This is a genomic window from Pseudomonas sp. SCA2728.1_7 (assembly GCF_018138145.1).
Classification (GTDB): domain Bacteria; phylum Pseudomonadota; class Gammaproteobacteria; order Pseudomonadales; family Pseudomonadaceae; genus Aquipseudomonas; species Aquipseudomonas koreensis_A.
Map to the genome: position 1 here is coordinate 3,794,545 of NZ_CP073104.1, position 26,408 is coordinate 3,820,952.

Below are 26,408 nucleotides of genomic sequence, written 5' to 3' on the forward strand. Positions count from 1 at the left end.
CGTCACAGCGAACCGGGTGGTTGCAGCGCTATACTCCCCGGCTAAATTACGAATTCGACTAACTACAAGGACTCGCCCATGAAAGCGTTCGGCAAAATCCTGGGTCTGGTACTTCTCGGGCTGTTGCTGATCATTGTGGCGGCAGGCTTTGCCCTGACCCACCTCTTCGATCCCAACGACTACAAAGACGAGATCCGCCAGATAGCCCGCGACAAGGCCCACATCGAGCTGACGCTCAATGGCGATATCGGCTGGAGCCTGTTCCCATGGCTTGGCCTGGAATTGCACGAGGCCAGCGTCGCCACCCTGGTCAAACCTGCCGAACCGTTTGCCGATTTGCAGATGCTCGGTCTGTCCGTGCGCGTGCTGCCGCTGCTGCGCCGCGAAGTGCAGATGAGCGACGTGCGCGTCGAAGGCCTGAACCTGCGCCTGAACCGCGACAAGGACGGCCACGGCAACTGGGAAGACATCGGCAAGGTGCCCGCACCCGCCGGTGCGACGCCGCCAGCTGCTACCCCGGGCCAGCCGGCCAGCGAAGCCCCTGTTGCAGTGGAAAAACCGCCGCAGCCGATCCGCCTCGACATCGACAGCCTGACCGTCAACAACGCCCGTGTTGAGTACAACGACGAGAAGACCGGCAAGCAATTCAGTGCCGAAAGTATCCAGCTGAGCACCGGCCCGGTACACGATTCGACGAATATCCCGGTGAAAGCCACTGCCTTCCTCGGTACCAATCAGCCGGTTCTGCGCGTGCGTACCGAACTCACCGGCGAGCTGCGTATCGAACGCGCCCTGCAACGCTACAAGTTTGAAGACCTGAAGCTTTCCGGCGAACTGGCTGGCGATCCGTTGCAAGGCAAGACCATGACCTTCGCCGCTCAAGGGCAGTTGTTGCTCGATAAAGCTGCGAACGTCGCCGAATGGACTGGCATCAAGATCTCCGCCAACCAGTTGCGCGCATTGGGCGAGCTGAAAGCCAACGACCTCGACAAGACCCCGCAGATCACCGGCGGCATCTCCATCGCCCAGTTCGATCTGGCGAAGTTCGTCGACAGCGTTGGCCAGAAGCTCCCGGCCATGGCCGAAGGCAGTCTGAGCAAGGTCGAACTGGTCAGCCGCGTAGCGGCCACGCCAACCAGCATCGCCTTCGACAACATCAACCTGAAACTCGACGACAGCAGCTTCAGCGGCCGCATCGCCGTCGAAGACTTCGCCAAGCAATCGTTGCGGGCGATCCTCAAGGCTGACACGTTCAACGCTGACCGTTACCTGCCACCAAAATCGGAAAAAGCCGTCAACGCCACACAAACGCGCCAGGCCGAAGTCGCCAGCACCGAAGCCGATGCGATGGTTGGTGCCGGCTCCACGCCTCTGCCGGACAAACCAAGCAAAACCGCCTGGAGTACCGAGCGCCTGTTGCCGGTTGAACGCCTGGCCAAACTCGACGTCGATGCCGATCTGACCTTTGGCCAACTGACCCTCGACAAACTGCCAATCCAGAACGCAGCGCTCAAGGCTAGCGGCCAGGGCGGCTTGCTGACCCTGACCAACCTGAGCGGCGAGTTGTACAACGGTGGTTTTGCAGCCAACGGCACCCTCGATGTACGCCCAAGCGCTCCGGTACTGAACCTGCAGACCAAGCTCAATCGCGTGCCTGTAGAAAAAATCCTCGAAAGCCAAGGCAAGAACCCTCCCGTCAAAGGTCTGGTGACCCTCACCAGCAACGTGACCGGCAGCGGCAATAGTCAGCAGGCATTGATCGACACGCTGAACGGCAACGCCGGTTTCGTGATCAACAATGGTGTGCTGCTCAACGCCAACCTTGAGCAGCAACTGTGCAAAGGCATCGCCACGCTCAACCGCAAAACCCTCAGCGGCGAGCCACGCGGCAAAGACACGCCGTTCCAGGAACTCAAGGGCAACCTGACCTTTCGCAACGGCATTGCCAGCAACCCTGACCTGAAAGTGCGCATCCCCGGCATGACCGTCAACGGTGACGGCGACATCGACCTGCGCGTGCTCGGCATGGACTACCGCGTCGGCATCATCGTCGAGGGCGACACCAGCGCCATGCCGGATCCGGCGTGTCAGGTCGGCGAAAAATTCGTCGGTGTCGAATGGCCGCTGCGCTGCCGTGGCCCGCTGGAGCTGGGCGCCAAGGCCTGCCGCGTCGACAACGATCGCCTCGGTCAGGTCGCAACCAAACTGGCCGGCGACAAGCTCAGTGAGAAGATCGACGAGAAACTCGGTGACAAGGTCAGCCCGGAATTGAAAAACGCATTGAAGGGGCTGTTCAAGCGATGAGAGCGGAGCAATTTTCCACGGCGGTGCTGGATTGGTTCGACCGCCACGGCCGCCACGATCTGCCTTGGCAGCAGGACATCAACCCGTACCGGGTGTGGGTGTCGGAGATCATGTTGCAGCAGACCCAGGTCAGCACCGTGCTCAACTATTTCGACCGTTTCATGGCCGCGCTGCCGACGGTCGAAGCGCTGGCCGAAGCCCCCGAAGATGAAGTGCTGCATCTGTGGACCGGGCTCGGTTACTACACCCGCGCACGCAATTTGCAGAAGACCGCGAAGATCGTCGTCAGCCAGTACGGCGGCGAGTTTCCGCGTGACGTTGAAAAGCTCACCGATCTGCCGGGCATTGGCCTGTCCACCGCTGGCGCCATCGCCAGCATCAGCATGGGCCTGCGCGCGCCGATTCTCGACGGCAACGTCAAACGCGTGCTGGCGCGTTTTACTGCGCAAGAGGGTTACCCCGGCGAGCCGAAGGTCGCCAAACAGCTGTGGGCCAACGCTGAGCGCTTTACGCCGCACGATCGGGTCAATGCCTATACCCAGGCGATGATGGATCTTGGCGCAACACTCTGCACCCGCAGCAAGCCGAGCTGTCTGCTGTGCCCGCTGGAGCGTGGCTGCGAAGCGCACATGCTCGGCCTCGAAACTCGCTACCCGATTCCCAAGCCGCGCAAAGCCATCCCGCAGAAGCGCACGCTGATGCCGATGCTCGCCAACGGCGACGGCGCGATTCTGCTTTACCGCCGACCCTCAACAGGTTTGTGGGGCGGCCTGTGGAGCCTGCCGGAACTCGACGACCTCGACGACCTGCAACATCTCGCCGATCAGCACTCGCTGACCATGGGCGAGCAGCAGGCGCTGCCGAGCCTTGTCCACACCTTCAGCCATTTCCAGCTGTCCATCGAACCCTGGCTGGTTCAGGTGCAGGAGGCCGCCCATCACGTGGCCGAGGCCGACTGGCTCTGGTATAACCTCGCCACCCCGCCGCGCCTGGGCCTCGCCGCCCCGGTCAAAACCTTGCTCGAACGCGCGGCCGCCGTCTTGAATGCAGGAGAGTCACCATGACCCGCACCGTAATGTGCCGTAAGTACAAAGAAGAACTGCCCGCGCTGGACCGCGCTCCTTTCCCGGGCGCCAAAGGTCAGGATATTTTCGACCACGTCTCGGCCAAGGCCTGGGCTGACTGGCAGAAACACCAGACCCTGCTGATCAACGAAAAGCGTCTGAACATGATGAACGCCGAAGACCGCAAATATCTTCAGGGCGAAATGGACAAGTACTTCTCCGGCGAGGAATACGCCAAGGCCGAAGGCTACGTTCCGCCTGCAGAGTAAACCCCGCAAAATCGGGGGTCGGATCGTAAGCGACGGAATTAATTTAAGAAATTTTAAAAAAGTCGTTGACGTAAATCCGAAAAACCCTTTTAATGCGCCCCGTTGCCCAGATAGCTCAGTCGGTAGAGCAGGGGATTGAAAATCCCCGTGTCGGCGGTTCGATTCCGTCTCTGGGCACCAAATACCGAAAACCCTGAATCGCAAGATTCAGGGTTTTTTTATGCCTGCGATTTGATAAGCCGCACCTCACCTCCTCTTCCAGTACTTTTGCTGGCCATTATTTTGATGTTAGGCTCCGTCAGCTTTTTCCGGCAGGTCATTGCTGACTGTCGAAAATAATCGCCGAGTACTTCAGTCCTGACGACCGGCATTTAACGCATTACCCGAATAACGCACTCCGCGCCCGGAACCCTCGGAACCTACCGAGGTTATTGCAGGCAGCAGGAGAGTTGCGTCTGCGAGCAGGATCGCTCGCAGAACCAAGCCCCCTCATCAAGTTGTCATGGAGGACAAGACCTCAGCGCAGGTCATCTGCTGTTGTTTCAACTGTCAGGCAAGCGACAGCAAACATTGACCCGGCATTCAACACTTGTGTGAACTGTCGCGTCACAGCGCCCTGTGCCCTCCCGAAAAAACCAGACCTGTATCAACTCGCCCACGTCCGGATCTGTGCGCGCGCTCGGCACGCATTGAATCATCGAAACAGCCAACAGCTCCCACAAAAAATATAACGGGAGCCGATACGACAGGGATGTAACCAATGACCGAAGTCCTACAACAAACCAATAAAACCGTTGAGTCTTTAGTTGAACAGGAAGTCAGAACTTTCAGTTTTGACACGCAACAAGCCAAGCTGCTGCACACCTTCTCTGAAGAACTGGCAGCCATGGGCGGGCCACAAGTCGCCGGTGCCAAGTCCAAGGCCTCGCTGGCAGCGACCGAGTTGAAGTTTTCGTTTTCCAAAGGTCAATGTGAACTGCTTGGCGCTTATTCCGACGGCTTGGTTTCCCTGCTGATTTTTGAGGGGATGCAAACATTCACCGAGACCAGCCCACCGGATGAACTTCCCGAGCTGGTCGCTCTGGAGAATCGTCACGACGTACTGTGTCTGGCGGCACGTAATCAGATTCTGTTGAAACTGGTGGATAACAGCTCCTTTGCCTACGACATGGACAACGAAGGCAAACTGGTCCGACTCGTCGCTAACTTCAAGGGCGGCGGACTGACCAAAATCAATGACGAACCGGAAATCAAAGAGCTGAGTTCTCACTCCGGTCTCGCGCTCGGCCCGCACACCGAAGCGCCGTACTGGTGCGCTGTGAACGCGCAGGACGGGCATTCGCCCTCGCCCTCGTCGTTGATCCTGTCGGCGCTATGGAATCCAAGCCTGGAGCCCACCTCGGTGATTCCATTGCCACCCCTGCTGGATGAAATCGGCGTCACCGGATGCCTCGCACTCACAACGGGCAGCTTCCAGTTCACCCGCAGCGACTCTTTCGTCAGTGGCAAGGGCGAGGATGGCCGTAATGTTTCGATTCTGGAGTTCGATGACAACGTCGGATTCGCCGCGCGATTCAACTCGTACCGTTTTTCGGTCAACGACAACGCCTCGGACTTTGTCAAAGAGGCGTACTCCGCGCTTTGCCAAAGCGTGGGTAAAGCAACACCGGTGCAATACACACTGACGCAAGAGTCGGCCATGGTGATCAATAACGTCCGGGCGCTGCACTGTCGCGATGTCATCAAAGACAACCGACGTGTATTGGTGCGCATCTTCGGCCTGTCGAAGTTCTCATCCCCCATTGTCATCTCAGACGATCCGCTGCTGATTCAGGGCTGATACTTAGCGCACGTCGAAGCTGCAGCATGGCCAGTCATGTGGATGTCTGGCCAATAACTATAAAAGGGAAAATGTAATGGCTTGGGATGTAATTGGCATGTTGGCGCTTGTGGCTTTTTGCGCCGGTTTTTTTGATGCGATTGCCGGGGGTGGTGGATTGATTACTTTGCCTGCCTTGTTTCTGGCCGGTGTCGACCCGATCAGTGCGATTGCCACAAACAAGTTTCAGGCCGCGTCGGCGACTATTTCAGCCACGGTCACGTTCGCTCGCAAAGGCATGATTGAGTGGCGCGAGGGGCGCTTCCTGGTTATCTGCGCGTTCCTGGGTGGCGCCAGCGGGGCACTCTTGGTCAGTTCTATTGATAAGCGCTATCTGGAAGTGTGCGTACCCGTGATGCTTATTCTGGTGGCGATCTACTTTGCGCTCTCGCCGAAACTGGCCAATGAGGATCGACGCAAGAGAATCGGCATTCTGCTCTTCTCGTTCACCGTGGCGCCGATCCTGGGCTTCTACGACGGTATCTTCGGCCCGGGTGTAGGCTCGTTCTTTATCGTTGGTTTCGTGCTGCTCTGCGGGCTTGGCATGATGCGGGCCATGAGTTTCACCAAACTGGCCAATGCCTCCTGCAATCTGGGTTCGCTGTCTGTCTTCATCACCAAAGGCGTGATCATCTGGCCGATCGCAATTGCCATGGCTCTGGCAGCTTTCCTCGGTGCACAACTGGGCGCAAGAGCGGCCGTCCGCGTCGGCCCACGCTTGATCAAACCCATGTTGATCGTGGTCTGCTGCGCCCTGGCGATCAAGCTGCTGAGCGTGGAGACCAATCCATTGCGCGTTGCGGTCCTGCACACCCTGGCAGCCCTGTGATCAATCGGTTGGCGCTGACCGGCGCGTCGCGACTTCGCTCTCGGTTGCAGTTTGACGAGGCGCCAACCGGCCCTGAGTTTTTCTTTGCGCAAACCTTCGCCGGCTACCAATTGGAAGGTCGCGTATTGGCCGGCTCCGCCGCGCAAGCGTCAACACCGAAGGTGCTGGCCATTCACGGTGCCCGCTCTGACTATTCGCGACTCAACGCCATCCTGTATCCCTTGCAGGCGCAGGGAATTGCCAGCCTGAGCTTCAATCTTTCCGGCCACGGTCCAAGCGCTGAGCTCGCCCTGGAGGAGACTTCACTGACGCACAACCTTCAGGAGGCTTTGCAGTTTGCCGGTCATCTTGGCGGCGAACTCAGCACGGTGATCGGCCATAGTCTGGGGGGCGCACTCGCGCTCAAGGTGGCGCAAGCGCATCGCGCTTCAGTCAGGCGCATCGTGCTGGTCTGTCCGGCCCTGTACGCGGAGGCGGCCTGGCAGCAACCGTTTGGTCCACCGTTCAAACGTGCCATTTCTGTGCCTTACGGTTTTCTCGACTCGACATCGCTGGAGTTCCTGCGCACGTTCGACGGCGAGGTCTTGCTGGTGATCGGCGAGTACGACGGTCTTCAGGCAACTGCTTTTGGCGGGATCGCCGGGACGTCTGCCGGGGCGCAGCAAATGGGCGCGCGCGCGATCAACAGCGCGATTCCGTATGAAGTCATCCAAGCCGTTGAAAAGAGCCTGGCCCCCCACCAGCTCAGAAAAATCGTGCTGCCGGGGTGTGACCACGCTGTATCGACGTGGCTCAGGGAAAACCCGCCACGCGCAATGGAATTGGCGAGCCAGATAGCGCAGTTCATCAATACCGGAAACAGGTCCCAAGCGTCATGAACCAAAGGAAAACCCGCGTCCCCCTGCCCCACCCGCCGCCCTATCGCCCAAGTCGGGTGACTTACTGGCTGACTGTTCTCGTTGCTCTGCTGATTACTGTCGCCATTGGGTTGTCGATCTGGATGCTGATCGACAGCTGGATCACCGGCTCTATCACCACCAACAATCGCGGCCCGCGCAGCACTTACACCCTGGCCCTGCAGCCTCGGCGGTTCTGGTTCGAGTTTTTCTGGCAGAGCGTTGGCACAGTGTTTCTGCTGGCAGTGGGAGTGTTCGGCGTGTGGATCTATCGCAAAGTGCAAGAGCCCGTGCACACGCCGAAGAGCAAGCGCCGCGCAAAGAAAACCTAAAGCGTATTGATGTAATCCACCGGCAGCAAAACCGTGTCCAGAGCGGCATCCACTGGCAGGGATACGACGGTGATAACCGGACAGACAATCATCATGTAACAGACGATCGCCGCCGGCATGCCATCGCTACCACCACCACGCACACCCAGCAGGTGAAGGCTGCCATCAACCCCTCGGTAATACTGGGCATCGGACAGGCCGTCATTCAAGCGCCCGATAAACGTTCCGCAGCCGCTCAACTGCAATACCAGGCCGATGACACAAACCGCACGCAAAATCCCTTTCAAACCAGCGTTTCCTTACGTCACAAAGATGAGGCGCGGGATTGTACGCGCGCCTCGGCTTCGCCATCACATCCATCGCTATCCAGCGTCATTCCAGTGGAACACCAGATTGCGCGGAACGCCTGCACCAACGTCTGTCACGTCGCGCCGCGTTTCGCCTTTACGCGTGGCCACCACCGTGTACTTGCCGGGCGGTAGTTGCACGTATACCAACGGGCCCGTCTGGTTAAGCGTCAGTAGGGTTTGCCCTGGCGACTTTTCAATCATCACATCGACATCAGCGGTGTACTCGTCTTGCGCGCCCACAGCGAACGTCATGTGCAGGTTGTAACCGCCGGTTTGTTGAATGGCCTTCGCCTCATCCTCACCGATCCCGCCGGCCAGATAAGTGACGCCGTTCTGTTGTTGCTGCTGAACTTGCACCCCGGCACTGTCGACAGGGTCAAGACTGGCTGCCTGCAACATCACCGGAAACAGCAATGCAGCGACGGCGGCGATGGGCAGCATGAATGAAAGAACGCGTTTCATGATCACGACTCCCGGGTTCTTGCAGAACCCAACCGTTACTCCTTTTAGATTTTTCGTATCGGGGCGGGTTTTAGATTGTTTGGAACTTGGCACGTGTACGAAATGGACTACAGGCCATTACTCTCTGACGCCTCTTTCAGCGGCAACGTCCTGCAACATCAATCCCTTCTTCCGTCCCATTTAACCGGCTCGCCCGACATACCCACGCGGCGACTCTTGGCATGCTTTGACGCCTGTATCCAACGATGTGGAAGAGCCGATGAGCCCGCTAAAACCTGCTGACACGCAAGACCCGAAAATCGATTCGTTGCTGGGGGAGCTGGGCGAACTGATTCGCCAGGCGCGGCAAAAAGTGCTGCGTGCGGTGGATACGATTCAAGTGCAGACCTGCTGGCAGATCGGCAGGCATATTGTCGAGTTTGAACAAGAGGGAGCCCAGCGTGCGGGCTATGGAAAACAGTTGCTCGTGTTGTTGGCGAAAGATCTGACGGCGCAATTCGGAAAGGGTTTTGACGCTTCCAACCTGCGTTATATGCGCCTCTTTTATCAGGCGTTTCCAATTCGTGACGCACTGCGTCACGAATTGAGTTGGACCCACTATCGTCGGCTTTTGGGAATAACCAATGAAAAAGCCCGCCATTGGTACATGGATGAATGCGCCAACCTGAACTGGTCGAGCCGCGCCCTCGACCGCCAGATCCTCACGCTCTACTACGAGCGGCTTCTCATGAGTCGCGACAAAGCCGATGTGATCGAAGAAGCCACCACCAACATCGAAGCGCTGAAATGCAACCCGCGTGAATTCATTCGCGATCCCGTCATGCTCGAATTTCTCGGTCTGCCCTCGGCAGGCAAGGTCAGGGAAAGCGGTCTCGAACAAGCTCTTATCGACCATTTGCAAGGCTTTCTGCTTGAGCTGGGCAAAGGCTTTTCCTTTGTCGCCCGCCAACAACGCATCAGTACCGACGGCGTCGATCTGTACATCGATCTGGTGTTCTACAACTACCTGCTCAAATGCTTTGTGATCATTGATCTCAAACGCGGCAAGCTCAGCGCCCGCGATGTCGGGCAGATGGACATGTATGTGCGCATGTACGACGAACTCATGCGCAGCGAGGGCGACAAGCCGACAGTCGGGATTATTCTGTCTGCCGAGAGCAACGACTCGGTGGCGCGCTACTCAATGCTCAAGGGCAATGAGCAACTGTTTGCCAGCAGTTACAAGACGATCCTGCCGAGTGAAGAAGAGCTGCGTGCAGAACTCAATCGCGAACAGGCGTTGATCGAGGAGCGCAGGCTCACTCAATCCACCGAGTAAAACTTGCGGATTGTTGCCGGGCGGCGCTGAGACTATCGTTGTCAGCTTACTCTTCAAGGTCGAGCGTCATGAGCTGTTAGGACACGCCCACAAGGCAAGACATGCAGTCAGGGTCGCCAACCTTGACTGCCGAGCAAGGTGAGCCTTTCAAAGAAGCTGCCGCCGACGGTTTTGCACTTGGCGGTTTCACTTGGCGTCAGTTCTTGCCTGATAGCCAACGCCCAGTAGTGATCATCAGCGCCGCCACGTCGGTACATTGCCGCCACTACTCGCGTTTCGCGGCTTATCTGTTCGCAAACGGCTTCGACGTGATGACCTACGACTACCGCGGCATCGGCGAATCACGATCCGCGTCGATCAAAGGCTTGAACGCCTCGTGGACAGATTGGGGCGCACTGGATTTCGAAGCGATGCTCAAACGCGCGCAACGGGAGTTTCCCGGTCAGCCAATTGACGTCGTCGGCCACAGTTTTGGCGGTTGCGCGGCAGGGCTCGGCGAATCCGGGCGGGTTATCCGACGGCTGGTCACCGTTGGCGCGCAGTTCGCCTTCTGGCGCGATTACGCCCCCGACCAGCGCTGGCGCATGTTCGGCAAATGGCATGTGCTGATGCCGTTGCTGACGCTGTTCTGCGGCTTTTTCCCCGGCAAGCGACTCGGCTGGCTGGAAGATACGCCGAAAGGCGTTGTGCACGATTGGAGCACGCCTGCTGCACGTTACGAACTGCGCCCCAGTGGTCGCGCACTGATGAACAAGATCGGCGCCCTGCCCTTCGCCAACGTCCGCGCACAGACACTGGCGATCAGCATCAGCGACGATCCCTACGGCACGATTCCGGCCATCGAACGCCTGCTCGACTACTTCAATAACGCTGCAAAAACCCATCTGCGCATCGAGCCGCAGGACATCGGCGAACAACAAGTCGGACATTTCGCCTTTTTTCGCAGCGCATACCAAGCCACACTATGGCCCATCGCTCTGACCTGGCTGCAAACCGGCGCACTGGCACCCGACACACCGGGGCGGCAAGTCCCGCGCAGCTGAGCCCTCTCAACGCACGACGGAACACATCATGGCCTCCGCCAACAAGCAGCAAAAACGCGCCACCCGGGCCAAAGCCAAGGCCAAGGCCAAGGCCAAGCAGAATCGCACCAAACGCGCCGAAGCGCCGGTCGAGTTGGACCCGAACGATGATCGCATCGACTTCGAATCGGTGGATCTGACCGAACTGTTCAAGAAAATGATCGACGCCGAGAAGATCAGCCAGCAGGCCCTGTGCAGCGCGTTCCTCGAAGACCCGCTGCTGGAACTGGTTTACGAACAGGAAGGCGAAGAAGGCGCGATGGATTTCATCCTCGCCGCGCTGATCGAGTATCGCCAGTGGTCGCAGGAAACCGACGAGGCCGGCGCGCTGGCGTGGATCGAATCCCCGGCCTTCCAGGCCGACTATGTGGCGGCGTCCGACGCGATTGCCGCACAAACCCAACAGAAGAACTGAGTTCCCATGGCATCCCTGAACAAGCAACAGAAACGCGCCAAACGCGCCAAGGCCAAAGCCAAGCAAATCCGTATGGTCGGCCGCAAGCCACTGGAGCAGGACGAAGACCTCGACCACCTCGCCGAGCCGATCCCGGAATACACCCTGGCGATGTTCAGCAAAATGCGCGACGCCGAAGCCATCAGCCGCAACGAAATGCTGCTGACCCTGCTGCGCGAACTGGCGTTCGTCATCGTTGACCATCCAGAGCTGCTGGACATGGAAAACGCCGACAACGAAGGCATGGCCGCCACCCACCTGGCCGCCGACATGTTGATCGACTACCGCATGTGGGCCGAAGGCGTAACGATCGAAGAGGCCCAGGCCTGGCTGAGCGAACCGCAGTTCATCACCGATTTCGGGATTGCGCTGGATGCTTATGGCAAGTCGGTGGAAGCACGGGAAGGCAAGAGCGAATAAACAACGCTCGTAAACAAAAACGGCCGCTCGTCATCACTGACAGCGGCCGTTTTGCATTACGCGTAACGGATCAGTTCAACACCACCGCGCCACGTTTTTCCAGCTTGCGACGACGTGCTACCAGCAAACCGGCTGCCACCACCATCAGGCTCAGCAGGCCAGTCGCGAGGATTTCCACGCGATGGGCTTCCTGGAACAGCATGATGGTCAGGGCCGCGACGATGAAGATGATCACCGCGTAGGTCAGGCCCGGGAACAGCCACATGCTGAAGACGATTTTCTCGCCGCGCGCCATACGCTGTTTGCGCATGCGCAGTTGCGAGAAAGCGATCACCAGGTACACCAGCAGTGCGATCGCGCCGGAACTGGCCAGCAGGAATTCGAACACGGCGGCCGGGGCCACGTAGTTGGCGAAGGTGCACAGGAACGCTGCGCCGGTGGACAGCATCACCGCCCAGTAAGGCGTACCGCTTTTGTTGGTGCGAGTCGACATGGCCGGTGCATCGCCACGCTTGCCGAGGGAGAAGAGCATGCGCGACGAGGTGTACAGCGCCGAGTTCAGGCAGCTGGTCACCGCGACCAGAACCACAATGTCGACGATCATCTTGGCGTTAGGAATGCCCATGCGCTCAAGCACGGTCTGGTAGGAACCGAGGTTGGCCAGCGTAGGATCGTTCCAAGGCACCAAGGCCACAACGATGAAGATCGATACGAGGTAGAACAGGCCGATCCGCCAGATCACCGAATTGGTGGCCTTGGAGATCTGCTTGCCCGGGTTCTTCGATTCCGCGGCCGCGATGGTCACGATCTCGGTACCCATGAAGGAGAACATGGTAGTCAGGATTGCGCCCAATACCGCGCCCATGCCGTTAGGCAGGAAGCCGCCGCTGTCGAACAGGTGCGAAACGCCACTGACCTGGCTGTTCGGCAGGAAGCCGAAGATCGCCGCCAGACCGAGGATGATGAAGCCAATGATCGCCAGCACTTTGATCAGGGCAAACCAGAATTCGAATTCACCATAGTTCTTCACGCTGAACAGGTTGGTGATAGTCAGCAGCATGGTGATGATCAGCGCGAACGCCCAGATGCCAACATCAGGGAACCAGGCGTGCAGGATGGTTGCCGCGGCGTTGGCTTCCAGTGGAATCACCAAGACCCAGAACCACCAGTACAACCAGCCGATGGTGAAACCGGCCCAGTGCCCGATGGCACGGTCGGCGTAAGTCGAGAACGAACCGGTGTCCGGCGAGGCAACGGCCATTTCGCCGAGCATGCGCATCACCAACACCACCAGGGTACCGGCGGCGGCGTAAGCCAGCAGCACGGCAGGGCCGGCGGCAGCGATGGCGTGGCCGGAGCCAACGAACAGACCGGCGCCGATTACACCGGCGATCGACAACATGGTCACATGACGCGGTTTGAGCCCCTGTTCGAGGCCATTGGAGCTTGGGGTACTGCTCATCGAAACTACCTTTGCGAGGAAAGCGATTGCGTCCGGCCCGTCTGGAATTTTCTTTCTCGTAAAAAGAAACCAACGGGGCGTTCCGGATTCTGCACGCAATAAATGCGCCAAAATGTTTCAAACTCTTCTGGGCTGCGGTTTTGCGCGAGACCGGACAGTCATCGCAAGTCATTGAGATTAATGGCTATTCGCCAGAGCGTTACCCTGCGACTCACTTTCAGGACGAATTCGCGCACCAGAAACACACTGAAAAAGTGTGGGATGCACAATAAAAGGGCGATTCAGGAACGTTCGGCCGGATAGCGCTTCCAACACCCCGCCAAAGCTGGCAACATCGCGCCTTTTTTTACGCGACACCCGCGGGTTTGCACGATCAAACACCCGTTCGGTTGTTGATGGGGCGACAGTCTGCTGTGCCGATGCGACAACCTGCCACATGCCACCCGTTAACCGCTCGTAGCGCTGTTGGCTGCCATTGAAACGCTATGCTAGCTTGGCCGCCTCGCCAGGACGGCCATCCAACAGCTGGAGCGCAACATATATGAGGAACGCACATGGCTGAGGCCACGCCCGCGCTTGAAATCCGCAACTTGCACAAACGCTACGGACAGCTTGAGGTGCTTAAAGGCATCTCGCTGACCGCCCGCGACGGCGATGTGATCTCGATCCTCGGTTCCTCCGGTTCCGGCAAGTCCACGTTCCTGCGTTGCATCAACCTGCTGGAAAACCCGCACCAGGGCCAGATTCTCGTAGCCGGTGAAGAACTCAAGCTCAAGGCCGCCAAAAATGGCGAACTGGTTGCCGCCGATGGCAAGCAGATCAACCGCTTGCGCTCCGAGATTGGTTTTGTGTTTCAAAACTTTAATCTGTGGCCGCACATGAGCATCCTCGACAACATCATCGAGGCACCGCGCCGCGTGCTCGGCCAGAGCAAAGCCGAAGCCATCGAAGTCGCCGAAGCGCTGCTGGCCAAGGTCGGCATCGCCGACAAGCGCCACGCCTACCCGGCGCAATTGTCCGGTGGTCAACAACAGCGCGCGGCAATCGCCCGTACGCTGGCGATGCAACCGAAGGTTATCCTGTTCGACGAGCCCACCTCGGCGCTTGACCCGGAAATGGTTCAGGAAGTACTTAGTGTCATCCGCGCATTGGCCGAAGAAGGCCGCACCATGCTGCTCGTGACCCACGAAATGGGCTTCGCCCGTCAGGTCTCCAGCGAAGTGGTGTTCCTTCATCAGGGCCTGATAGAAGAGCAAGGATCGCCTCAGCAGGTGTTCGAAAACCCGCTTTCGGCGCGCTGCAAACAATTCATGTCCAGCAACCGCTAACGGAGCAACATGCATGCAGAATTTCAAGAAGGTCTTCCTGGCCGCCGCCGTCACCCTCGCGTTCAGCGCCGGGGCCATGGCTGAAACCCTGAAGATGGGCATCGAAGCGGCCTACCCGCCGTTCAACAACAAAGATGCCAGCGGCAACGTGGTCGGCTTCGACAAAGACATCGGCGACGCTCTGTGCGCGAAGATGAAAGTCGAGTGCACCGTAGTCACTTCCGACTGGGACGGCATCATCCCGGCCCTGAACGCGAAGAAGTTCGACTTCCTGATCTCCTCGCTGTCGATCACCGAAGAGCGCAAAGGCGCGGTCGACTTCACCGACCCGTACTACTCGAACAAGCTGCAGTTCATCGCCCCGAAAAACGTCGACTTCAAAACCGACAAGGACTCGCTGAAAGGCAAGACCATCGGTACTCAGCGCGCCACTCTGGCCGGTACCTGGCTGGAAGACACCTACGCCGATGACATCAAAGTCAGCCTCTACGACACCCAGGAAAACGCCTACCTCGACCTGACTTCCGGTCGTGTCGACGCGATCCTCGCCGACAAGTACGCCAACTATGACTGGCTGAAAAGCGACGCTGGCAAGAACTACGAGTTCAAAGGTGACCCGGTCGTAGAAAGCGACAAGATCGGCATCGCTGTGCGCAAAGGCGACCCCCTGCGTGAGAAGTTGAACGCTGCTCTGAAGGAAATCGTCGCCGACGGTACCTACAAGAAGATCAACGACAAGTACTTCCCGTTCAGCATCTACTGATCCTGACCTGTGGGACTGGCGCCGTGATGCAACGGCGCCGGCTCCCGACTTTGCCTGCCGCAATTTGAACAGAAACCCATGATTATCGACCTCTACGGATTCGGCCCGGCGCTCGCTGCCGGCGCGCTGATGACCGTCCAACTGGCCCTCACCGCCCTATGCCTGGGTCTGGTGCTCGGCCTGCTCGGCGCCTTGGCCAAGACTTCCCCGTACAAGCCGCTGCAATGGCTTGGCGGCACCTATTCGACCCTTGTGCGCGGCGTCCCGGAATTGCTCTGGGTGCTGTTGATCTACTTCGGTACGGTCAACCTGATGCGCGCCCTCGGTGAGTACTTCGGCAACCCCGACCTGCAACTCAACGCCTTCGCCGCCGGTGTGATCGCCCTCGGCCTGTGCTTCGGCGCCTACGCCACGGAAGTGTTTCGCGGCGCGATCCTCGCCATTCCCAAAGGCCACCGTGAGGCCGGCCAGGCCCTGGGCCTGTCGAAATGGCGGATCTTCACCCGGCTGATCATGCCGCAGATGTGGCGCATCGCCCTGCCCGGCCTGGGCAATCTGTTCATGATCCTGATGAAAGACACTGCGCTGGTCTCGGTGATCGGTCTGGAAGAAATCATGCGTCACGCGCAAATCGGCGTGACCGTGTCGAAACAACCGTTCACCTTCTATATGGTCGCCGCGATCATGTACCTGGGCCTGACCGTGCTGGCCATGACCGGCATGCACTTCCTGGAAAAACGCGCCGCTCGCGGCTTTGCGAGGAGCGCTTCATGAACTGGGAAGTGATCATCAAGTGGCTGCCGAAACTGGCGCAGGGCGCGACCCTGACCCTGGAGCTGGTGGCCATCGCCGTGATTGCCGGTCTGTTGTTGGCAATTCCGCTGGGCATCGCCCGCTCTTCGAAGCTGTGGTACGTGCGCTCGCTGCCTTACGCCTACATCTTCTTTTTCCGTGGCACGCCGTTGCTGGTTCAGCTGTTCCTGGTTTATTACGGACTGGCGCAGTTCGACGCGGTGCGTGAAAGCGCGTTGTGGCCGTACCTGCGCGATCCGTTCTGGTGCGCGACAGTGACCATGACGCTGCACACCGCTGCGTATATCGCCGAGATTTTGCGCGGGGCGATTCAAGCAATTCCGCCGGGCGAAATCGAAGCGGCACGAGCCTTGGGCATGTCCAAGCCGAAAGCGATGTTCTACATCATCCTCCCGCGTGCCGCGCGCATCGGCCTTCCGGCCTACAGCAACGAAGTGATCCTGATGCTTAAGGCCAGCGCGCTGGCCAGCACCGTGACTTTGCTGGAACTGACCGGCATGGCGCGCACGATCATTGCCCGCACCTATCTGCCGGTGGAGATCTTCTTCGCGGCGGGCGTGTTCTATCTGTTGATGGCTTACGTGCTGGTACGCGGCTTCAAGCTGCTGGAGCGCTGGCTGCGCGTCGATGCCTGCCAAGGGCGTTGATACTTCCTACGTGCTGACGGGCGAGGACTTACTCGCCCGCTTCACGGCGCTGGATGCTTTTTTGATTGAGCATCAGGCACTGTGGAAACCTCGACCGTTCACTCATCTTTCGCTTGCTTGGGAAGCGTCCTACCCGGAACTGGCCTTGTGGCTACGCGGGCGGTCGCTGGAAGAGGCGGAAAACGCTCACAACCAACCTGCTGATCTTGTTGATGCGCCGGAGCCGTTTGCTACATTGGCGGCATTGTCGGCTGAACTGAGTGCTGTTGGTGAGTTGCCGGGGCATGCGCTGGAAGCTGCGGGGCATCGGTTGAATGTCGATGTGCCGGGACGCAAGTGGCGGCAGATCGAGGCATTTGCCAGTCGTTTGTCCTTTGCCTCGCAGCCGACGCATTGGCTGGATTGGTGTTCGGGCAAGGGTCATTTGGGTCGGCGCTTGTTGGACTCGGGGCAACAACTGACTTGCGTTGAATACGACCCTCTGTTGGTCGCCAGCGGTCAGACCTTGAGTCAGCGTCATCACTTACATGCACTGCATGTCGAACAGGATGTGCTTGCGGCGGACGCCCCAGCCGTATTGAACGCCACCCATACACCCGTCGCTCTCCACGCCTGCGGGGATCTGCATGTACGTTTGATGCAACTGGCCAGCGCTGCAGGTTGCCAGCAAATGGCGATTGCGCCCTGCTGCTACAACCGCATCAGTCGCAGCGAATATCAGGCATTGTCCTGCGAAGGATCGGTATCGCTCCTACAGCTCTCGGTAGAAGATCTGGCGCTGCCGATGAGCGAAACCGTCACCGCCGGGGCACGCGTCCGACGCCAGCGTGACACCTCGATGGCCCGTCGTCTGGCCTTCGACCTGCTGCAACGGCAAGTGCGTGGCGTCGACGAATACCTGCCAACGCCCTCTCTGCCCAGCGCCTGGTTGGACAAAACCTTCGCCGATTACTGCCGCGATCTGGCAGCGCTGAAAGAGTTATCCACAATCGGCTCGCCAGATTGGTCCGCACTCGAAGCAGCCGGTTGGCAGCGATTGGCCGAAGTTCGCAACCTCGAATTGCTTCGCGGATTGTTCCGACGGCCGCTGGAGCTTTGGCTGAATCTGGATCGGGCGCTTTTCCTTGAACAACAGGGCTACACCGTACGCCTCGGCACCTTCTGCGACACCCCGCTGACTCCGCGTAATTTGCTGCTACTGGCCGAACGCGTTTAAAACATCACAGCCTGTGGATAACTCTGTTGATGGTTTTCCCATGGATCCAATATCTGCGCCTGTTTCGCTGCGTTAACAGCGCTGGTCATTTTTTGTTCACATGAATAAAAAACCTGTAAAACAGGGATTTGCGAACAAAATGAGAATGGCTTCACAAAACCCCGCCTGAGTCCGATTTCGTGGCTCTCAGTTGTGCATAAGCTGCCAATCAAAACGACATAACCGCCGAATAATGGGCTTACCGAGCGAATAATTGCGGCGCTCGAGAAAGCTGAAATTCAACTGTGCACCCTGTCAAACAGCCCTATCGTACGTAAGGCGCAAATCCTACGTTGCGCATTGCGCAGGGCTTAATTTGCTGCGATGCAAAAATAGTCTGAATTCAGGGGTTTACAGGATCTTCCCAATCGCTATAATCGTCGCCCACACGCCGGTATAGCTCAGTTGGTAGAGCAACTGACTTGTAATCAGTAGGTCCCGGGTTCGACTCCTGGTGCCGGCACCATACAAAACGAAGCCCCTGCAGAAATGCAGGGGCTTTGTTGTTTATGGGATGTTTATATTCCTGGCAGTTTTACCCTCGGTGAAAATAGCTTCTCCCCCCGCACTTCGCGCGATTAGCCACACTTCCTCTTACACACTTCGAAAGCGCGGACTTTGAACCAACGGTTCACATTTCCATCTTTATGCTAAATTATGAAATAGCAATAATTATGGTGTACACATAAAAAGGTGTAATCGTATGAGCAGCATTTTTCAGCGCCCAGAACTGGCCGAGTCAATGGCTAACCAGCTTCTCAATCCAGGTGTGCTCGACGAAGGTCTGCGCTCAGGTTTATTTCTATCTGGCCTGCGCCGCACAGGCAAAACGACGTTTCTGAGGAACGACCTTATCCCGGCCTTGGAAGAAGCAGGTGCTTTGGTCATCTACGTCGACTTATGGAGCGACACTCTGGCCAACCCGGCAACGCTTGTGCACAACGCCATCCGGGAAACCCTGAAAGATCTGCAAACGCCGGGCTCCTCTGCCTTGGAAACATTCAAGCGAGTCAGCAATGTTGAAATCGGCGCCGCTGGATTCAAGTTCGGCTTCAAACTCGACAGCATTGGCAACGTCGACGGCCCAACACTGGCGCAAGCACTCACCGAAGTCGTAGATCAAGCCAAGACGGATCTGGTGTTGATCATTGACGAGGTGCAGCACGCCATTTCCTCAGACGACGGCAATCAGCTGCTCCTGGCACTCAAGGCCGCCCGCGATGCAATCAACCCTCGTCCGAGAACGCCGGGATACTTTCTATTTATCGGAACAGGTTCGCACAGAGCACAAGTCAGCGAACTGACCGCCAAACGCAACCACGCCTTTTCCGGAGCCACGTCAGCAGCCTATCCATTGCTGAAAGGCGATTACGTTGAATTCCTGCTCAACCGACTCGCAATGACAGTGAAGAAGGACAAGTTGCCGTCCCTCGAAGCCGCTGTCGAAGCGTTCAACACTTTGGGAAATCGCCCTGAAGAAATGTTGAAGGCCCTACGCCAACTCTTGCAGCAAGAGGGCGAGCCCGATGTTTTCCTACCCGTAATAGCCAGCACATTACGCTCGGCCGCGGCGAGCATCGAGCTGGAAAAAGTCGAGCAACTGGGTAGCCTGGCTCAAGCCGTTTTCAACAAGATCGCCTCTACAGAAGGCGATGCTCGCGGAATTTTCTCCACTGACGCAGCGGCTGAGTATTCAAAGTCAGTCGGGCGAGAGGTGCGGGTCGAAGAGATTCAACCGGTGGTAATTGCACTGGTTGCCGAGAACATCATCATGCGACGCGGGCATGGGATCTACGCGATTACAGATCAGTTTGTTCAAGAGATCTGGTTGGAAGAGCGGGCTTTGATTGAGGGGAGTTAGGCTGCAGGCTGATTTTGATTCAGTACGGCATTTCTGCCGTGCAGTTAACGCAATCATGTAAGTGAGCCAGTTCGGGGCGAACGTCACTCCTCCGTCAAGATGACGAACTATCCACAGACGCAGAAAAGATCGGGCAAAGCGCTGTCGCCGACAGCAACCCAGGTAGCCAGAACCTTTAAGGCTACGCAACACAGTGATGGTTCTCCCAAAGTGCGATTAGCGTCCGGCGGCTCGCACGGTCACAGCGATGTGATGAATGCCTACTTTTATCAGTGTGCCCACTGCGGCAACTCATCCCCTTTCATAGCTGCCCTGCAGCAACCTATCCGCTTGGCCATTTCATTGCGCCAACCTGCGCCCGTCTCTTTCTCCCGGAAAGAGACGGGCGCTCCTACCGCTGCTGCAGCCCAACCCGTACGAGGCTTTGCGGCATTCCACCCCGTGACAATCGGCGTGACAAACACCGAAGTAATCAACAACAGCGATGCAGATGATGGTGCCACAGTCCAGGGAATGGGCTGCACCTGGCTGACAGTCAGGCATGCCCCGGTCATCGCTTCACTGCCTTCACCCGACTCAGGCTCTCGCGGCATTGGTCTCGTCAGCCAGTGCAGCCTCTACCCGCCCACTTCTTCGGAGGTGTTCAGGAGGCCAGATCATGAGATGCCCAAGCTCCCGGTCGTAAGGAGCCGTCAGTCCCGCGTAAGTGGACAACCCTAACGCTCCTGATCATGCGTTCGGCAATCAACCTCTCACCTCTGCACCTTTTTTCAAACGCTCGAATTTCGCTCAAAATAGAAAAACCCCTCCTCTTTTTTCAAGATTCCCCTCCCTCCGCCTTCGGTGCAAGACAAATGACAAGCTGACATTGACGTCGCCAAGCAATTCATGGCACTTTGAAATCACTAACTTGAATCCAATAAATGGACTGTTCTACTCCGACTCTTTGATGCCGAATAGTCGACAGCAGAGCTTAGAGGGATGCTTATGCCATGGCTGCAAACCGTGCTGGACGTTGAAATTAACGATCAAATTTCTTCTGACGACCGAACCACTCCAACAACATTTTTAGGTTGGCCAAGACAGACTGTTTTTACCGACGTCATAGAGGGTGGACAAGCGGATTTTGACGCACCAATCGGACACCTCAGTGGCGCTGATAGGGCGTTACTCTATGCAAAGTACAATCAAGTTAGACACTTAGACGAATTGAAACACGCTTTCCGTCAGCTATTTCAACCAGGGCAGAGCTATGGCGACCCTTTGATGATCGATCTCGGCTGTGGCCCTTTCACAGCCGGGCTATCTCTAGCGGCAACGCTAGGCAAAAACGACGTATTTGATTACTACGGCGTAGACCACTACCAATCGATGAGAGATCTTGGCCTGCGATTAGCTAACGCCACTCGGGCTCATGGCGGGTTGCACGATCGTACGAAGTACCAATTCCTGCAAGATTTGAATCAGGTAAATTTCGGCCCGATCCGAGGAAGCCTTACTCTGTTCGTCGCATCTTATTTGCTAGCGAGCCCAAATCTCAACATTGGAAATTTGGTACGAGACATGGTTAACGCCCACACCAGGGCAAGTTTGGGACCTGCCGCTGTGCTATATACTAATAGTGCCCGCGCAGAGGCCAGAGCCAAATTCCCAGAATTTAAAAAGCTTCTCATCGAAGCAGGGTTTAATTTAGTGATCGACCATATCGACAGGTTCACAGAAACAGTCAAAGCGCCCACGGATGTCCACTACGCTCTTTTCTTCAAGCCTGCGAATTTTAGTATTCGACGAGACAAAGCCCTATGAAACTTCCGTTGCTAGATGACCTTATTCATGAGCAATTGGATATCTACGATGCTGATCCCGAGACCCCATTGTTTGTCTTGGGACCACCAGGGTCGGGTAAAACTTCTCTGGCAGTACTCCGGATGCAGTTGTTACGCTCGCTAGGACATTCGTGCCTGCTCATTACAAAAAATCGATTGCTAGCTTCTTTGGGTTCACAGCTTGGGAATCAAGCCCTCAACGTAACCACCATGCACTCCTTTATTAGCAGCGATCACTCGCAAAGAATTGGCTGTTTCGCACCCGAGCCTTATGGGCCATTCATATACGATTGGCCTACGCTGCTATCCAACTACGAACGGGCCAATATTGAACCACAGTGGGATCATTTGGTGATTGATGAAGGTCAGAACCTACCCGCTGGATTCTTCGCATGGGCTGTACGTTATGGTGCAAAAACTGTCAGTGTGTTCGCGGACGAGGACCAAACCACCGATAGCCAAAGAGCTTCTATCGAGGATATTCTCGCTGCTCCTATGCCCGATCCGATCCGACTATCAGCCAACCACCGGAACACTCGCGAAATAGCTGCGTTGGCCGAACACTTTCACAGATCAAGCACTCTCCCACCTGCCGTGGTACAAAGGCCACGTAGCGGAGATATGCCACGCCTTGTAACATTTACACAATGGAGTGACGCAATATCTTCTATTGCAAATCGCTTGACCAACCGGGGCGGCTCAATTGGCGTTATCGTCTATCCAGTGTCGAAAGCGCAAGCGGTGCATCAGATGCTGAAATCTGCGCTGCCGCCTGAGACCCGAGTAGATCTTTACACCCACCGAATGCCAAAGGGAGCTGAACAGAATATCCACCCAATGAAGGCAGGAATCACAGTATTGACTGGCGAGTCAGCTATCGGCCTAGAGTTCGACAGCGTCTACCTGCAGGATCTTTCGCGCTCCCTACCGAGCGTTGACAAAGATCAATGCCGTCGCATGTATATGCTTTGCGCAAGGGCTCGTGACTCGTTGATACTATTGAATGAACCGTCGCCGCTGACAACAGCCCAACTCTCAAGCCTTCCTGACTCGACTCTACTCTCACGATGACCCAACCATCGCAGCCCAGCTTGACCTTACCCTTGCAGTTCGAAAATGAGCCGCACTCGACGGAAACCACACCTGCTGCGCCTATGAGGCTTGCTTTCTCAATGGACCATCGGGCCTGGCTTAGCTTGCTGGCGGAGGAGTGGTGGCCTATAAGAAGAGATTTAGTTTGGGTCCGATTTGGTATAGACCAACCAGTGCAGACGCCTATAGCTGATGATCGAATAGAGGTGCTTGCCTGGGTCGATCCTCAAAAGCTGCCCAGCGACGCAAAAGTCATGATCTGGCGTAAGAGTGAATGGGTCAATGCCGCCTTAGGCACTTTAAAACCTAAGGATAAACAGCTGGTTTGGCCTGGCCCAGTTCCGCTTTTTGCAATTACTCACTTCTCGGTTACTTCGCAGGATCAGAAGGTGCGCCTACAAGGTATGGCGCAAGGCTTTGCAAACTTAGCACTGCCGGAACAAGAAATTTTTATAGAAGAGCACTCCGGATTACACCCGCGAGATCTGAAGGAAAAGACCCCGAAATTCCCTCTGCAACCTCCTGAGTATTGGAACGCACTGCGTGGCGCCGCCGCAATGGCTCTGTGGGCAGTTCCAAAGATCACCCCGTGGCTTGAAAAGGTCAGCGAATGGTTCGGTGAAACGAAATCCACACCCATGCCTTGGGCGCCTTGGCTCGAAAAAGCTCCTTGGGTGTGCTTCACGATGATCAGCGAAAGCGACTCACGAGATACTCTGCTCTGGCGTGCAATGCTTGAGGTCTTCATGCAATGCAATATTCGGGAATCTTGGCAATCTAGCGACCTCCTAGAGTCAATATGTGATAAAGCGCGTATTTTTGGTGTAGATCCAGAATCTTTAGACTCTTTACTTTTGGATACCGCTGCGATTTTAGATGACCGCGGTGTCATCGACTCAGCACTATCGCAACGAGATCCACTAGGGCTGGCTCTGCAACTAGTACTGTTACGTCCTAAGCCTGAACAATTTATCACCTGGAAAAACGATCTACGTAGTATCCCACCAGCTGTTTGGTGGTCCGCCGCGATCCTCAGCGGATTGATTGTAGGCTATCGTAATCTAGACATCCGTTTTCGCGGCGGCATCGCTGCCTCTAGACTTGCAGCCTTACAAATATGGCAACGCTCGGAAAAAAAACCAAAGAGTTTTCCGTTATGGGGTGCGACATCATCTCCCCTAGAGCTCGATATCAAGCAGGCAAACGTACGGTTGCAGATTGGTGAGGATGTAATTATTGATCGCCCTCTCAGCAGTCGAGGTCTTTGGTTTGCTGCCGATTATGAGGATTCAAATGTATTACAGATAGCTCAGGATATCGCTGAAAGACAATATCCTGAAGCCCTGCGCTCCTATGTAGATATCACAGACTTGACCATCGCCTACAGCGGTAGCGGCAGACTGATGGTTAGTTCTGAAAATAAGACTGTAAGCGCTAGAGGCAAAGTACTGATTGATATCGGACATGTTAAAGCAACTCGCGCATTGGATGTTTTGCGCTTCAAAAATTGGATTGCTTCAGGTTCCATTTCAGAAAGGCTAACAGATCCTCCACGAGAGATTCACGCTGAAGTACCAACTAACCATAGCAACCCACAGGGCTTAAGCCTTATTCCTGAATTCATCAGCACGGATGAGGAACAAAAACTTATCAATCTCGTTGACAGTAGCGATTGGCTAGGGGATCTCCGTCGACGCGTCCAGCATTATGGATGGAAATACGATTATCGCTCGCGCTCTATCCAACCTTCTTCTTATCTAGGACCTTTGCCAGAGTGGGCAGACAATTTGGCATCCCGCCTAGTTGATCACGGATTAGTTTCTGAAAAACCGGATCAGGTAATAGTCAACGAATATATCGAAGGACAAGGCATCAGCAAACACGTAGATTGTCCAAGTTGCTTTAGAGGAACTATCGTAACCATAAGCCTAATTGAAACTTGGTCAATGATATTCCGTCGCCGCAACGAGAAATATGAAACGCTATTACCGCGTCGAAGCGCCGCATGCATGAACGGATCGTCAAGGTACGACTGGACGCACGAAATTCCACAGCGAAAAACTGAGGGAAAACAACTTCGAGGTCGGCGGATATCTTTGACCTTTCGCAAAGTTGACATTAGCTGATTTCAAAAACCAGCCTACTGCCCAGAAAATCCGTCAGTGGGTTGCTTTCTGGATCGGTCAAAAATGTTCTTCGAGAAACGACTTTTCTGACAGGCATAATGATTTATACCTCAGGTGCAAACCTCCTCCCGTCGCTGCCAATTCAGTGACCGGGCTTGAGAACCCGACATGATGCAGGCACGCAATCGCTGTCGGGGGCTTTCTACAATCCTACGCAGCCTCAACCGAAAGCAAAATCCGACGCCCAAGCTGCTGCAAAGCACGCTCGACATTCTCGATCTTGGAGTGATGCAGGAAATCGACTAACCGATCTACCTGAGGCCGTTGTACACCCAAGCGTCGTGCCAGTTCAGCTTTGCTGACCCCAGACTCCAGAAGCGTATTCCACAACGCAACCTTTGCCGCAGTCAGTGCAGGCAGCCGCAACACCGCGTCACTTTCCTGCTCCCCCGCATCACCCGTCGGAATCAATCGACGATCATCGACGTATATCGACAGGGCGGTCTCGATGGCATCGATAGCACTGTCGAGCGCCTGTTCAAGGGTGTCGCCAACGGCGTGCATCTCTGGAATTTCTGCGCAGGACAACCAGACACTGTCCGGCTCTTCGTGAACTTCCAACGCATATTCGAACATCACGATTCCTCTCATGGGGTACAGCTGGGCCTCAATCCTTGAGGCCCAGCTGTTTGATTATCGATTTTCTCAACCCTTCGCCCATTTCCTTGGCTCCGTGGTCGGGAAACACAGTTGATTTGCCGTTCAAGGAAACCTTGAAGTGGCTACCCTTGCCGTTTTGGAACTCTACGCCTTGGGCTTTCAACCATCGCCGAAACTCGCTGTACTTCATGTGCATCACTCGCCGTTTCGGTAAAGCGAATGTGCAACATATTTGCTGCACATGCAACATAAGTGTTGCACTGCAAAGAAACACCAGCAGCCACCACCTGGCCACGATTGCGCATCCGTCCTCCCCAAGCTACCGTCAAACCCGTCGCTGCCAATTCAGCGACCGGGCCTGAGAACCCGCGTAAGATGCAGGCGCACCAGCGCCCCAAACCACGAGTGTCCGCATTCACGTGCAATGGCGGCTGTGCGTGGGAGACCTTCGGGTCTGCCGGGTTCCTGTATCTCCGGTTTCTCAGCCTGCGCATAGCTGCCACCTTTTCGCCTGAGAACGAAATGGCAGCTCTCATTTGATACAGGGAGTTAACAAATGAAAGGCATTGATCCGTCAGCACACCGGTCACTTCAAGTCCGTCCATCTCGAACGGCAGGTGAACCGAAATGACCCATTCTCAAGATCTGAAAACCCTCGGCCTCACCCACTTTTCCTTCCACTCCAATCAAGCGATGTTCCGCACCAACCGTGGTGTACCGGTAATCGCCGCCCTTTCCCACGCCTCGCACTTGCTTCACATTTCACGACTGCTCACCGCGGACACGTCAGTCTCGCGCGATCCTGATCTTCACGCTTATGCCTCGCAGTATTTGCAGGAGTTAAGCAAGGCGTTGATCGATGATGTCGTGAAAGTGATGGATGCGCCGCCGGACAAGCCGTTGATGTAATCAGCCA

General features: G+C 56.4%; 26 protein-coding genes and 2 tRNA genes. 23 read left to right on the top strand and 5 right to left on the bottom strand.

Translation table 11 applies throughout. The features are described from left to right. Positions 1–78: 78 nt before the first annotated feature. From KBP52_RS16855 to KBP52_RS16890, 8 genes are all read left to right on the top strand, one after another. The gene (locus tag KBP52_RS16855) at positions 79–2,304 is read left to right on the top strand and encodes an AsmA family protein (RefSeq protein ID WP_212620592.1); all 2,226 of its coding nucleotides are present in this window, start codon (positions 79–81) and stop codon (positions 2,302–2,304) included. Next, positions 2,301–3,368 carry an A/G-specific adenine glycosylase gene (gene mutY, locus KBP52_RS16860; protein WP_160054970.1) on the top strand — a complete coding sequence of 356 codons (1,068 nt, stop codon included), beginning with the start codon at positions 2,301–2,303 and terminating at the stop codon, positions 3,366–3,368. Before KBP52_RS16855 ends, mutY begins: the two co-directional genes overlap by 4 nt. Then, positions 3,365–3,637 (top strand): oxidative damage protection protein, encoded by a 273-nt coding sequence (locus KBP52_RS16865; protein ID WP_016986336.1) that lies wholly within the window; start codon positions 3,365–3,367, stop codon positions 3,635–3,637. The genes mutY and KBP52_RS16865 overlap by 4 nt, the downstream gene beginning before the upstream one ends. Positions 3,638–3,741: 104 nt before the next feature. Next, a tRNA-Phe gene (locus tag KBP52_RS16870) sits at positions 3,742–3,817 on the top strand. Between the two features lie 580 nt (positions 3,818–4,397). Next, a complete protein-coding gene (locus tag KBP52_RS16875) occupies positions 4,398–5,477 on the top strand; it encodes a hypothetical protein (protein ID WP_212620593.1) in 1,080 nt (359 codons plus the stop codon). 76 nt (positions 5,478–5,553) lie between these two features. Further along, the gene (locus KBP52_RS16880; protein WP_007909181.1) at positions 5,554–6,345 is read left to right on the top strand and encodes a TSUP family transporter; all 792 of its coding nucleotides are present in this window, start codon (positions 5,554–5,556) and stop codon (positions 6,343–6,345) included. Next, complete coding sequence (locus KBP52_RS16885) at positions 6,342–7,223, top strand: alpha/beta hydrolase (protein WP_212620594.1); 882 nt, start codon at positions 6,342–6,344, stop codon at positions 7,221–7,223. The genes KBP52_RS16880 and KBP52_RS16885 overlap by 4 nt, the downstream gene beginning before the upstream one ends. Then, positions 7,220–7,573 carry a hypothetical protein gene (locus tag KBP52_RS16890; RefSeq protein WP_212620595.1) on the top strand — a complete coding sequence of 118 codons (354 nt, stop codon included), beginning with the start codon at positions 7,220–7,222 and terminating at the stop codon, positions 7,571–7,573. Before KBP52_RS16885 ends, KBP52_RS16890 begins: the two co-directional genes overlap by 4 nt. Here KBP52_RS16890 and KBP52_RS16895 read toward each other — a convergent pair. Both KBP52_RS16895 and KBP52_RS16900 read right to left on the bottom strand, forming a co-directional pair. Continuing rightward, positions 7,570–7,860, bottom strand: coding sequence for a YceK/YidQ family lipoprotein (locus tag KBP52_RS16895; protein WP_077570303.1), 291 nt, complete (start codon positions 7,858–7,860; stop codon positions 7,570–7,572). The genes KBP52_RS16890 and KBP52_RS16895 overlap by 4 nt on opposite strands. A 75-nt stretch (positions 7,861–7,935) precedes the next feature. After that, positions 7,936–8,385 (bottom strand): carboxypeptidase regulatory-like domain-containing protein, encoded by a 450-nt coding sequence (locus KBP52_RS16900; RefSeq protein ID WP_116029284.1) that lies wholly within the window; start codon positions 8,383–8,385, stop codon positions 7,936–7,938. A 259-nt stretch (positions 8,386–8,644) separates the two neighbouring features. On the opposite strand from KBP52_RS16900, the gene KBP52_RS16905 reads away from it, so the two are divergent. The 4 genes from KBP52_RS16905 to KBP52_RS16920 all read left to right on the top strand — a co-directional run bounded on the left by KBP52_RS16905 (position 8,645) and on the right by KBP52_RS16920 (position 11,659). Then, the gene (locus KBP52_RS16905; RefSeq protein WP_212620596.1) at positions 8,645–9,703 is read left to right on the top strand and encodes a PDDEXK nuclease domain-containing protein; all 1,059 of its coding nucleotides are present in this window, start codon (positions 8,645–8,647) and stop codon (positions 9,701–9,703) included. A 101-nt stretch (positions 9,704–9,804) separates the two neighbouring features. Continuing rightward, a complete protein-coding gene (locus tag KBP52_RS16910; RefSeq protein WP_212620597.1) occupies positions 9,805–10,746 on the top strand; it encodes an alpha/beta fold hydrolase in 942 nt (313 codons plus the stop codon). 28 nt (positions 10,747–10,774) lie between these two features. Further along, positions 10,775–11,200 carry a hypothetical protein gene (locus KBP52_RS16915; RefSeq protein WP_212620598.1) on the top strand — a complete coding sequence of 142 codons (426 nt, stop codon included), beginning with the start codon at positions 10,775–10,777 and terminating at the stop codon, positions 11,198–11,200. A gap of 6 nt (positions 11,201–11,206) precedes the next feature. After that, positions 11,207–11,659 (top strand): hypothetical protein, encoded by a 453-nt coding sequence (locus KBP52_RS16920; protein WP_123592953.1) that lies wholly within the window; start codon positions 11,207–11,209, stop codon positions 11,657–11,659. 70 nt (positions 11,660–11,729) lie between these two features. On the opposite strand, the gene gabP is transcribed toward KBP52_RS16920, so the two are convergent. Continuing rightward, a complete protein-coding gene (gabP, locus tag KBP52_RS16925; RefSeq protein WP_212620599.1) occupies positions 11,730–13,121 on the bottom strand; it encodes a GABA permease in 1,392 nt (463 codons plus the stop codon). 554 nt (positions 13,122–13,675) lie between these two features. Between gabP and KBP52_RS16930 the strand changes: the two genes are divergently transcribed. From KBP52_RS16930 to KBP52_RS16975, 10 genes are all read left to right on the top strand, one after another. Further along, positions 13,676–14,449: an ABC transporter ATP-binding protein gene (locus KBP52_RS16930; protein WP_007909167.1), complete on the top strand. Its 774-nt coding sequence runs from the start codon at positions 13,676–13,678 to the stop codon at positions 14,447–14,449. A gap of 13 nt (positions 14,450–14,462) precedes the next feature. Beyond that, the gene (locus KBP52_RS16935; protein WP_034153033.1) at positions 14,463–15,212 is read left to right on the top strand and encodes an ABC transporter substrate-binding protein; all 750 of its coding nucleotides are present in this window, start codon (positions 14,463–14,465) and stop codon (positions 15,210–15,212) included. Positions 15,213–15,290: 78 nt separating this feature from the next. Continuing rightward, positions 15,291–15,986 carry an ABC transporter permease gene (locus KBP52_RS16940; RefSeq protein WP_077570291.1) on the top strand — a complete coding sequence of 232 codons (696 nt, stop codon included), beginning with the start codon at positions 15,291–15,293 and terminating at the stop codon, positions 15,984–15,986. Continuing rightward, the gene (locus KBP52_RS16945; RefSeq protein ID WP_007909164.1) at positions 15,983–16,672 is read left to right on the top strand and encodes an ABC transporter permease; all 690 of its coding nucleotides are present in this window, start codon (positions 15,983–15,985) and stop codon (positions 16,670–16,672) included. The genes KBP52_RS16940 and KBP52_RS16945 overlap by 4 nt, the downstream gene beginning before the upstream one ends. Further along, positions 16,653–17,888 carry a methyltransferase gene (locus KBP52_RS16950; protein WP_077570289.1) on the top strand — a complete coding sequence of 412 codons (1,236 nt, stop codon included), beginning with the start codon at positions 16,653–16,655 and terminating at the stop codon, positions 17,886–17,888. The genes KBP52_RS16945 and KBP52_RS16950 overlap by 20 nt, the downstream gene beginning before the upstream one ends. Positions 17,889–18,317: 429 nt before the next feature. After that, positions 18,318–18,393 (top strand) — tRNA-Thr (locus KBP52_RS16955). Positions 18,394–18,630: 237 nt separating this feature from the next. Continuing rightward, complete coding sequence (locus KBP52_RS16960) at positions 18,631–19,788, top strand: AAA family ATPase (RefSeq protein WP_212620600.1); 1,158 nt, start codon at positions 18,631–18,633, stop codon at positions 19,786–19,788. Positions 19,789–20,775: 987 nt separating this feature from the next. Then, positions 20,776–21,594 carry a hypothetical protein gene (locus KBP52_RS16965; protein ID WP_212620601.1) on the top strand — a complete coding sequence of 273 codons (819 nt, stop codon included), beginning with the start codon at positions 20,776–20,778 and terminating at the stop codon, positions 21,592–21,594. Then, on the top strand, positions 21,591–22,685 hold the full coding sequence (locus tag KBP52_RS16970; RefSeq protein WP_212620602.1) for an AAA family ATPase: 1,095 nt from the start codon (positions 21,591–21,593) through the stop codon (positions 22,683–22,685). Before KBP52_RS16965 ends, KBP52_RS16970 begins: the two co-directional genes overlap by 4 nt. Positions 22,686–22,717: 32 nt before the next feature. Next, positions 22,718–24,832, top strand: coding sequence for an alpha-ketoglutarate-dependent dioxygenase AlkB (locus KBP52_RS16975; protein ID WP_212620603.1), 2,115 nt, complete (start codon positions 22,718–22,720; stop codon positions 24,830–24,832). A 210-nt stretch (positions 24,833–25,042) separates the two neighbouring features. On the opposite strand, the gene KBP52_RS16980 is transcribed toward KBP52_RS16975, so the two are convergent. Both KBP52_RS16980 and KBP52_RS16985 read right to left on the bottom strand, forming a co-directional pair. After that, a complete protein-coding gene (locus tag KBP52_RS16980; protein WP_212620604.1) occupies positions 25,043–25,468 on the bottom strand; it encodes a type II toxin-antitoxin system HicB family antitoxin in 426 nt (141 codons plus the stop codon). A gap of 31 nt (positions 25,469–25,499) precedes the next feature. Next, entirely contained in the window at positions 25,500–25,682 is a 183-nt protein-coding gene (locus tag KBP52_RS16985) for a type II toxin-antitoxin system HicA family toxin (protein WP_095190108.1), read from the bottom strand. Positions 25,683–26,119: 437 nt separating this feature from the next. On the opposite strand from KBP52_RS16985, the gene KBP52_RS16990 reads away from it, so the two are divergent. Beyond that, positions 26,120–26,401, top strand: coding sequence for a DUF3077 domain-containing protein (locus KBP52_RS16990; RefSeq protein WP_064388945.1), 282 nt, complete (start codon positions 26,120–26,122; stop codon positions 26,399–26,401). The last annotated feature ends 7 nt before the right edge of the window (positions 26,402–26,408 follow it).

What these genes read in the sequence shown, in the direction of transcription:
- KBP52_RS16900 (WP_116029284.1), bottom strand. Translation starts at nt 8,385, where the DNA reads ATGAAACGCGTTCTTTCATTCATGCTGCCCATCGCCGCCGTCGCTGCA.
- KBP52_RS16910 (WP_212620597.1), top strand. Translation starts at nt 9,805, where the DNA reads ATGCAGTCAGGGTCGCCAACCTTGACTGCCGAGCAAGGTGAGCCTTTC.
- KBP52_RS16950 (WP_077570289.1), top strand. Translation starts at nt 16,653, where the DNA reads ATGCCTGCCAAGGGCGTTGATACTTCCTACGTGCTGACGGGCGAGGAC.
- KBP52_RS16930 (WP_007909167.1), top strand. Translation starts at nt 13,676, where the DNA reads ATGGCTGAGGCCACGCCCGCGCTTGAAATCCGCAACTTGCACAAACGC.
- KBP52_RS16915 (WP_212620598.1), top strand. Translation starts at nt 10,775, where the DNA reads ATGGCCTCCGCCAACAAGCAGCAAAAACGCGCCACCCGGGCCAAAGCC.
- KBP52_RS16960 (WP_212620600.1), top strand. Translation starts at nt 18,631, where the DNA reads ATGAGCAGCATTTTTCAGCGCCCAGAACTGGCCGAGTCAATGGCTAAC.
- KBP52_RS16940 (WP_077570291.1), top strand. Translation starts at nt 15,291, where the DNA reads ATGATTATCGACCTCTACGGATTCGGCCCGGCGCTCGCTGCCGGCGCG.
- gabP (WP_212620599.1), bottom strand. Translation starts at nt 13,121, where the DNA reads ATGAGCAGTACCCCAAGCTCCAATGGCCTCGAACAGGGGCTCAAACCG.
- KBP52_RS16880 (WP_007909181.1), top strand. Translation starts at nt 5,554, where the DNA reads ATGGCTTGGGATGTAATTGGCATGTTGGCGCTTGTGGCTTTTTGCGCC.
- mutY (WP_160054970.1), top strand. Translation starts at nt 2,301, where the DNA reads ATGAGAGCGGAGCAATTTTCCACGGCGGTGCTGGATTGGTTCGACCGC.
- KBP52_RS16945 (WP_007909164.1), top strand. Translation starts at nt 15,983, where the DNA reads ATGAACTGGGAAGTGATCATCAAGTGGCTGCCGAAACTGGCGCAGGGC.
- KBP52_RS16935 (WP_034153033.1), top strand. Translation starts at nt 14,463, where the DNA reads ATGCAGAATTTCAAGAAGGTCTTCCTGGCCGCCGCCGTCACCCTCGCG.
- KBP52_RS16980 (WP_212620604.1), bottom strand. Translation starts at nt 25,468, where the DNA reads ATGTTCGAATATGCGTTGGAAGTTCACGAAGAGCCGGACAGTGTCTGG.
- KBP52_RS16875 (WP_212620593.1), top strand. Translation starts at nt 4,398, where the DNA reads ATGACCGAAGTCCTACAACAAACCAATAAAACCGTTGAGTCTTTAGTT.
- KBP52_RS16920 (WP_123592953.1), top strand. Translation starts at nt 11,207, where the DNA reads ATGGCATCCCTGAACAAGCAACAGAAACGCGCCAAACGCGCCAAGGCC.
- KBP52_RS16970 (WP_212620602.1), top strand. Translation starts at nt 21,591, where the DNA reads ATGAAACTTCCGTTGCTAGATGACCTTATTCATGAGCAATTGGATATC.
- KBP52_RS16865 (WP_016986336.1), top strand. Translation starts at nt 3,365, where the DNA reads ATGACCCGCACCGTAATGTGCCGTAAGTACAAAGAAGAACTGCCCGCG.
- KBP52_RS16985 (WP_095190108.1), bottom strand. Translation starts at nt 25,682, where the DNA reads ATGAAGTACAGCGAGTTTCGGCGATGGTTGAAAGCCCAAGGCGTAGAG.
- KBP52_RS16990 (WP_064388945.1), top strand. Translation starts at nt 26,120, where the DNA reads ATGACCCATTCTCAAGATCTGAAAACCCTCGGCCTCACCCACTTTTCC.
- KBP52_RS16965 (WP_212620601.1), top strand. Translation starts at nt 20,776, where the DNA reads ATGCCATGGCTGCAAACCGTGCTGGACGTTGAAATTAACGATCAAATT.
- KBP52_RS16855 (WP_212620592.1), top strand. Translation starts at nt 79, where the DNA reads ATGAAAGCGTTCGGCAAAATCCTGGGTCTGGTACTTCTCGGGCTGTTG.
- KBP52_RS16905 (WP_212620596.1), top strand. Translation starts at nt 8,645, where the DNA reads ATGAGCCCGCTAAAACCTGCTGACACGCAAGACCCGAAAATCGATTCG.
- KBP52_RS16890 (WP_212620595.1), top strand. Translation starts at nt 7,220, where the DNA reads ATGAACCAAAGGAAAACCCGCGTCCCCCTGCCCCACCCGCCGCCCTAT.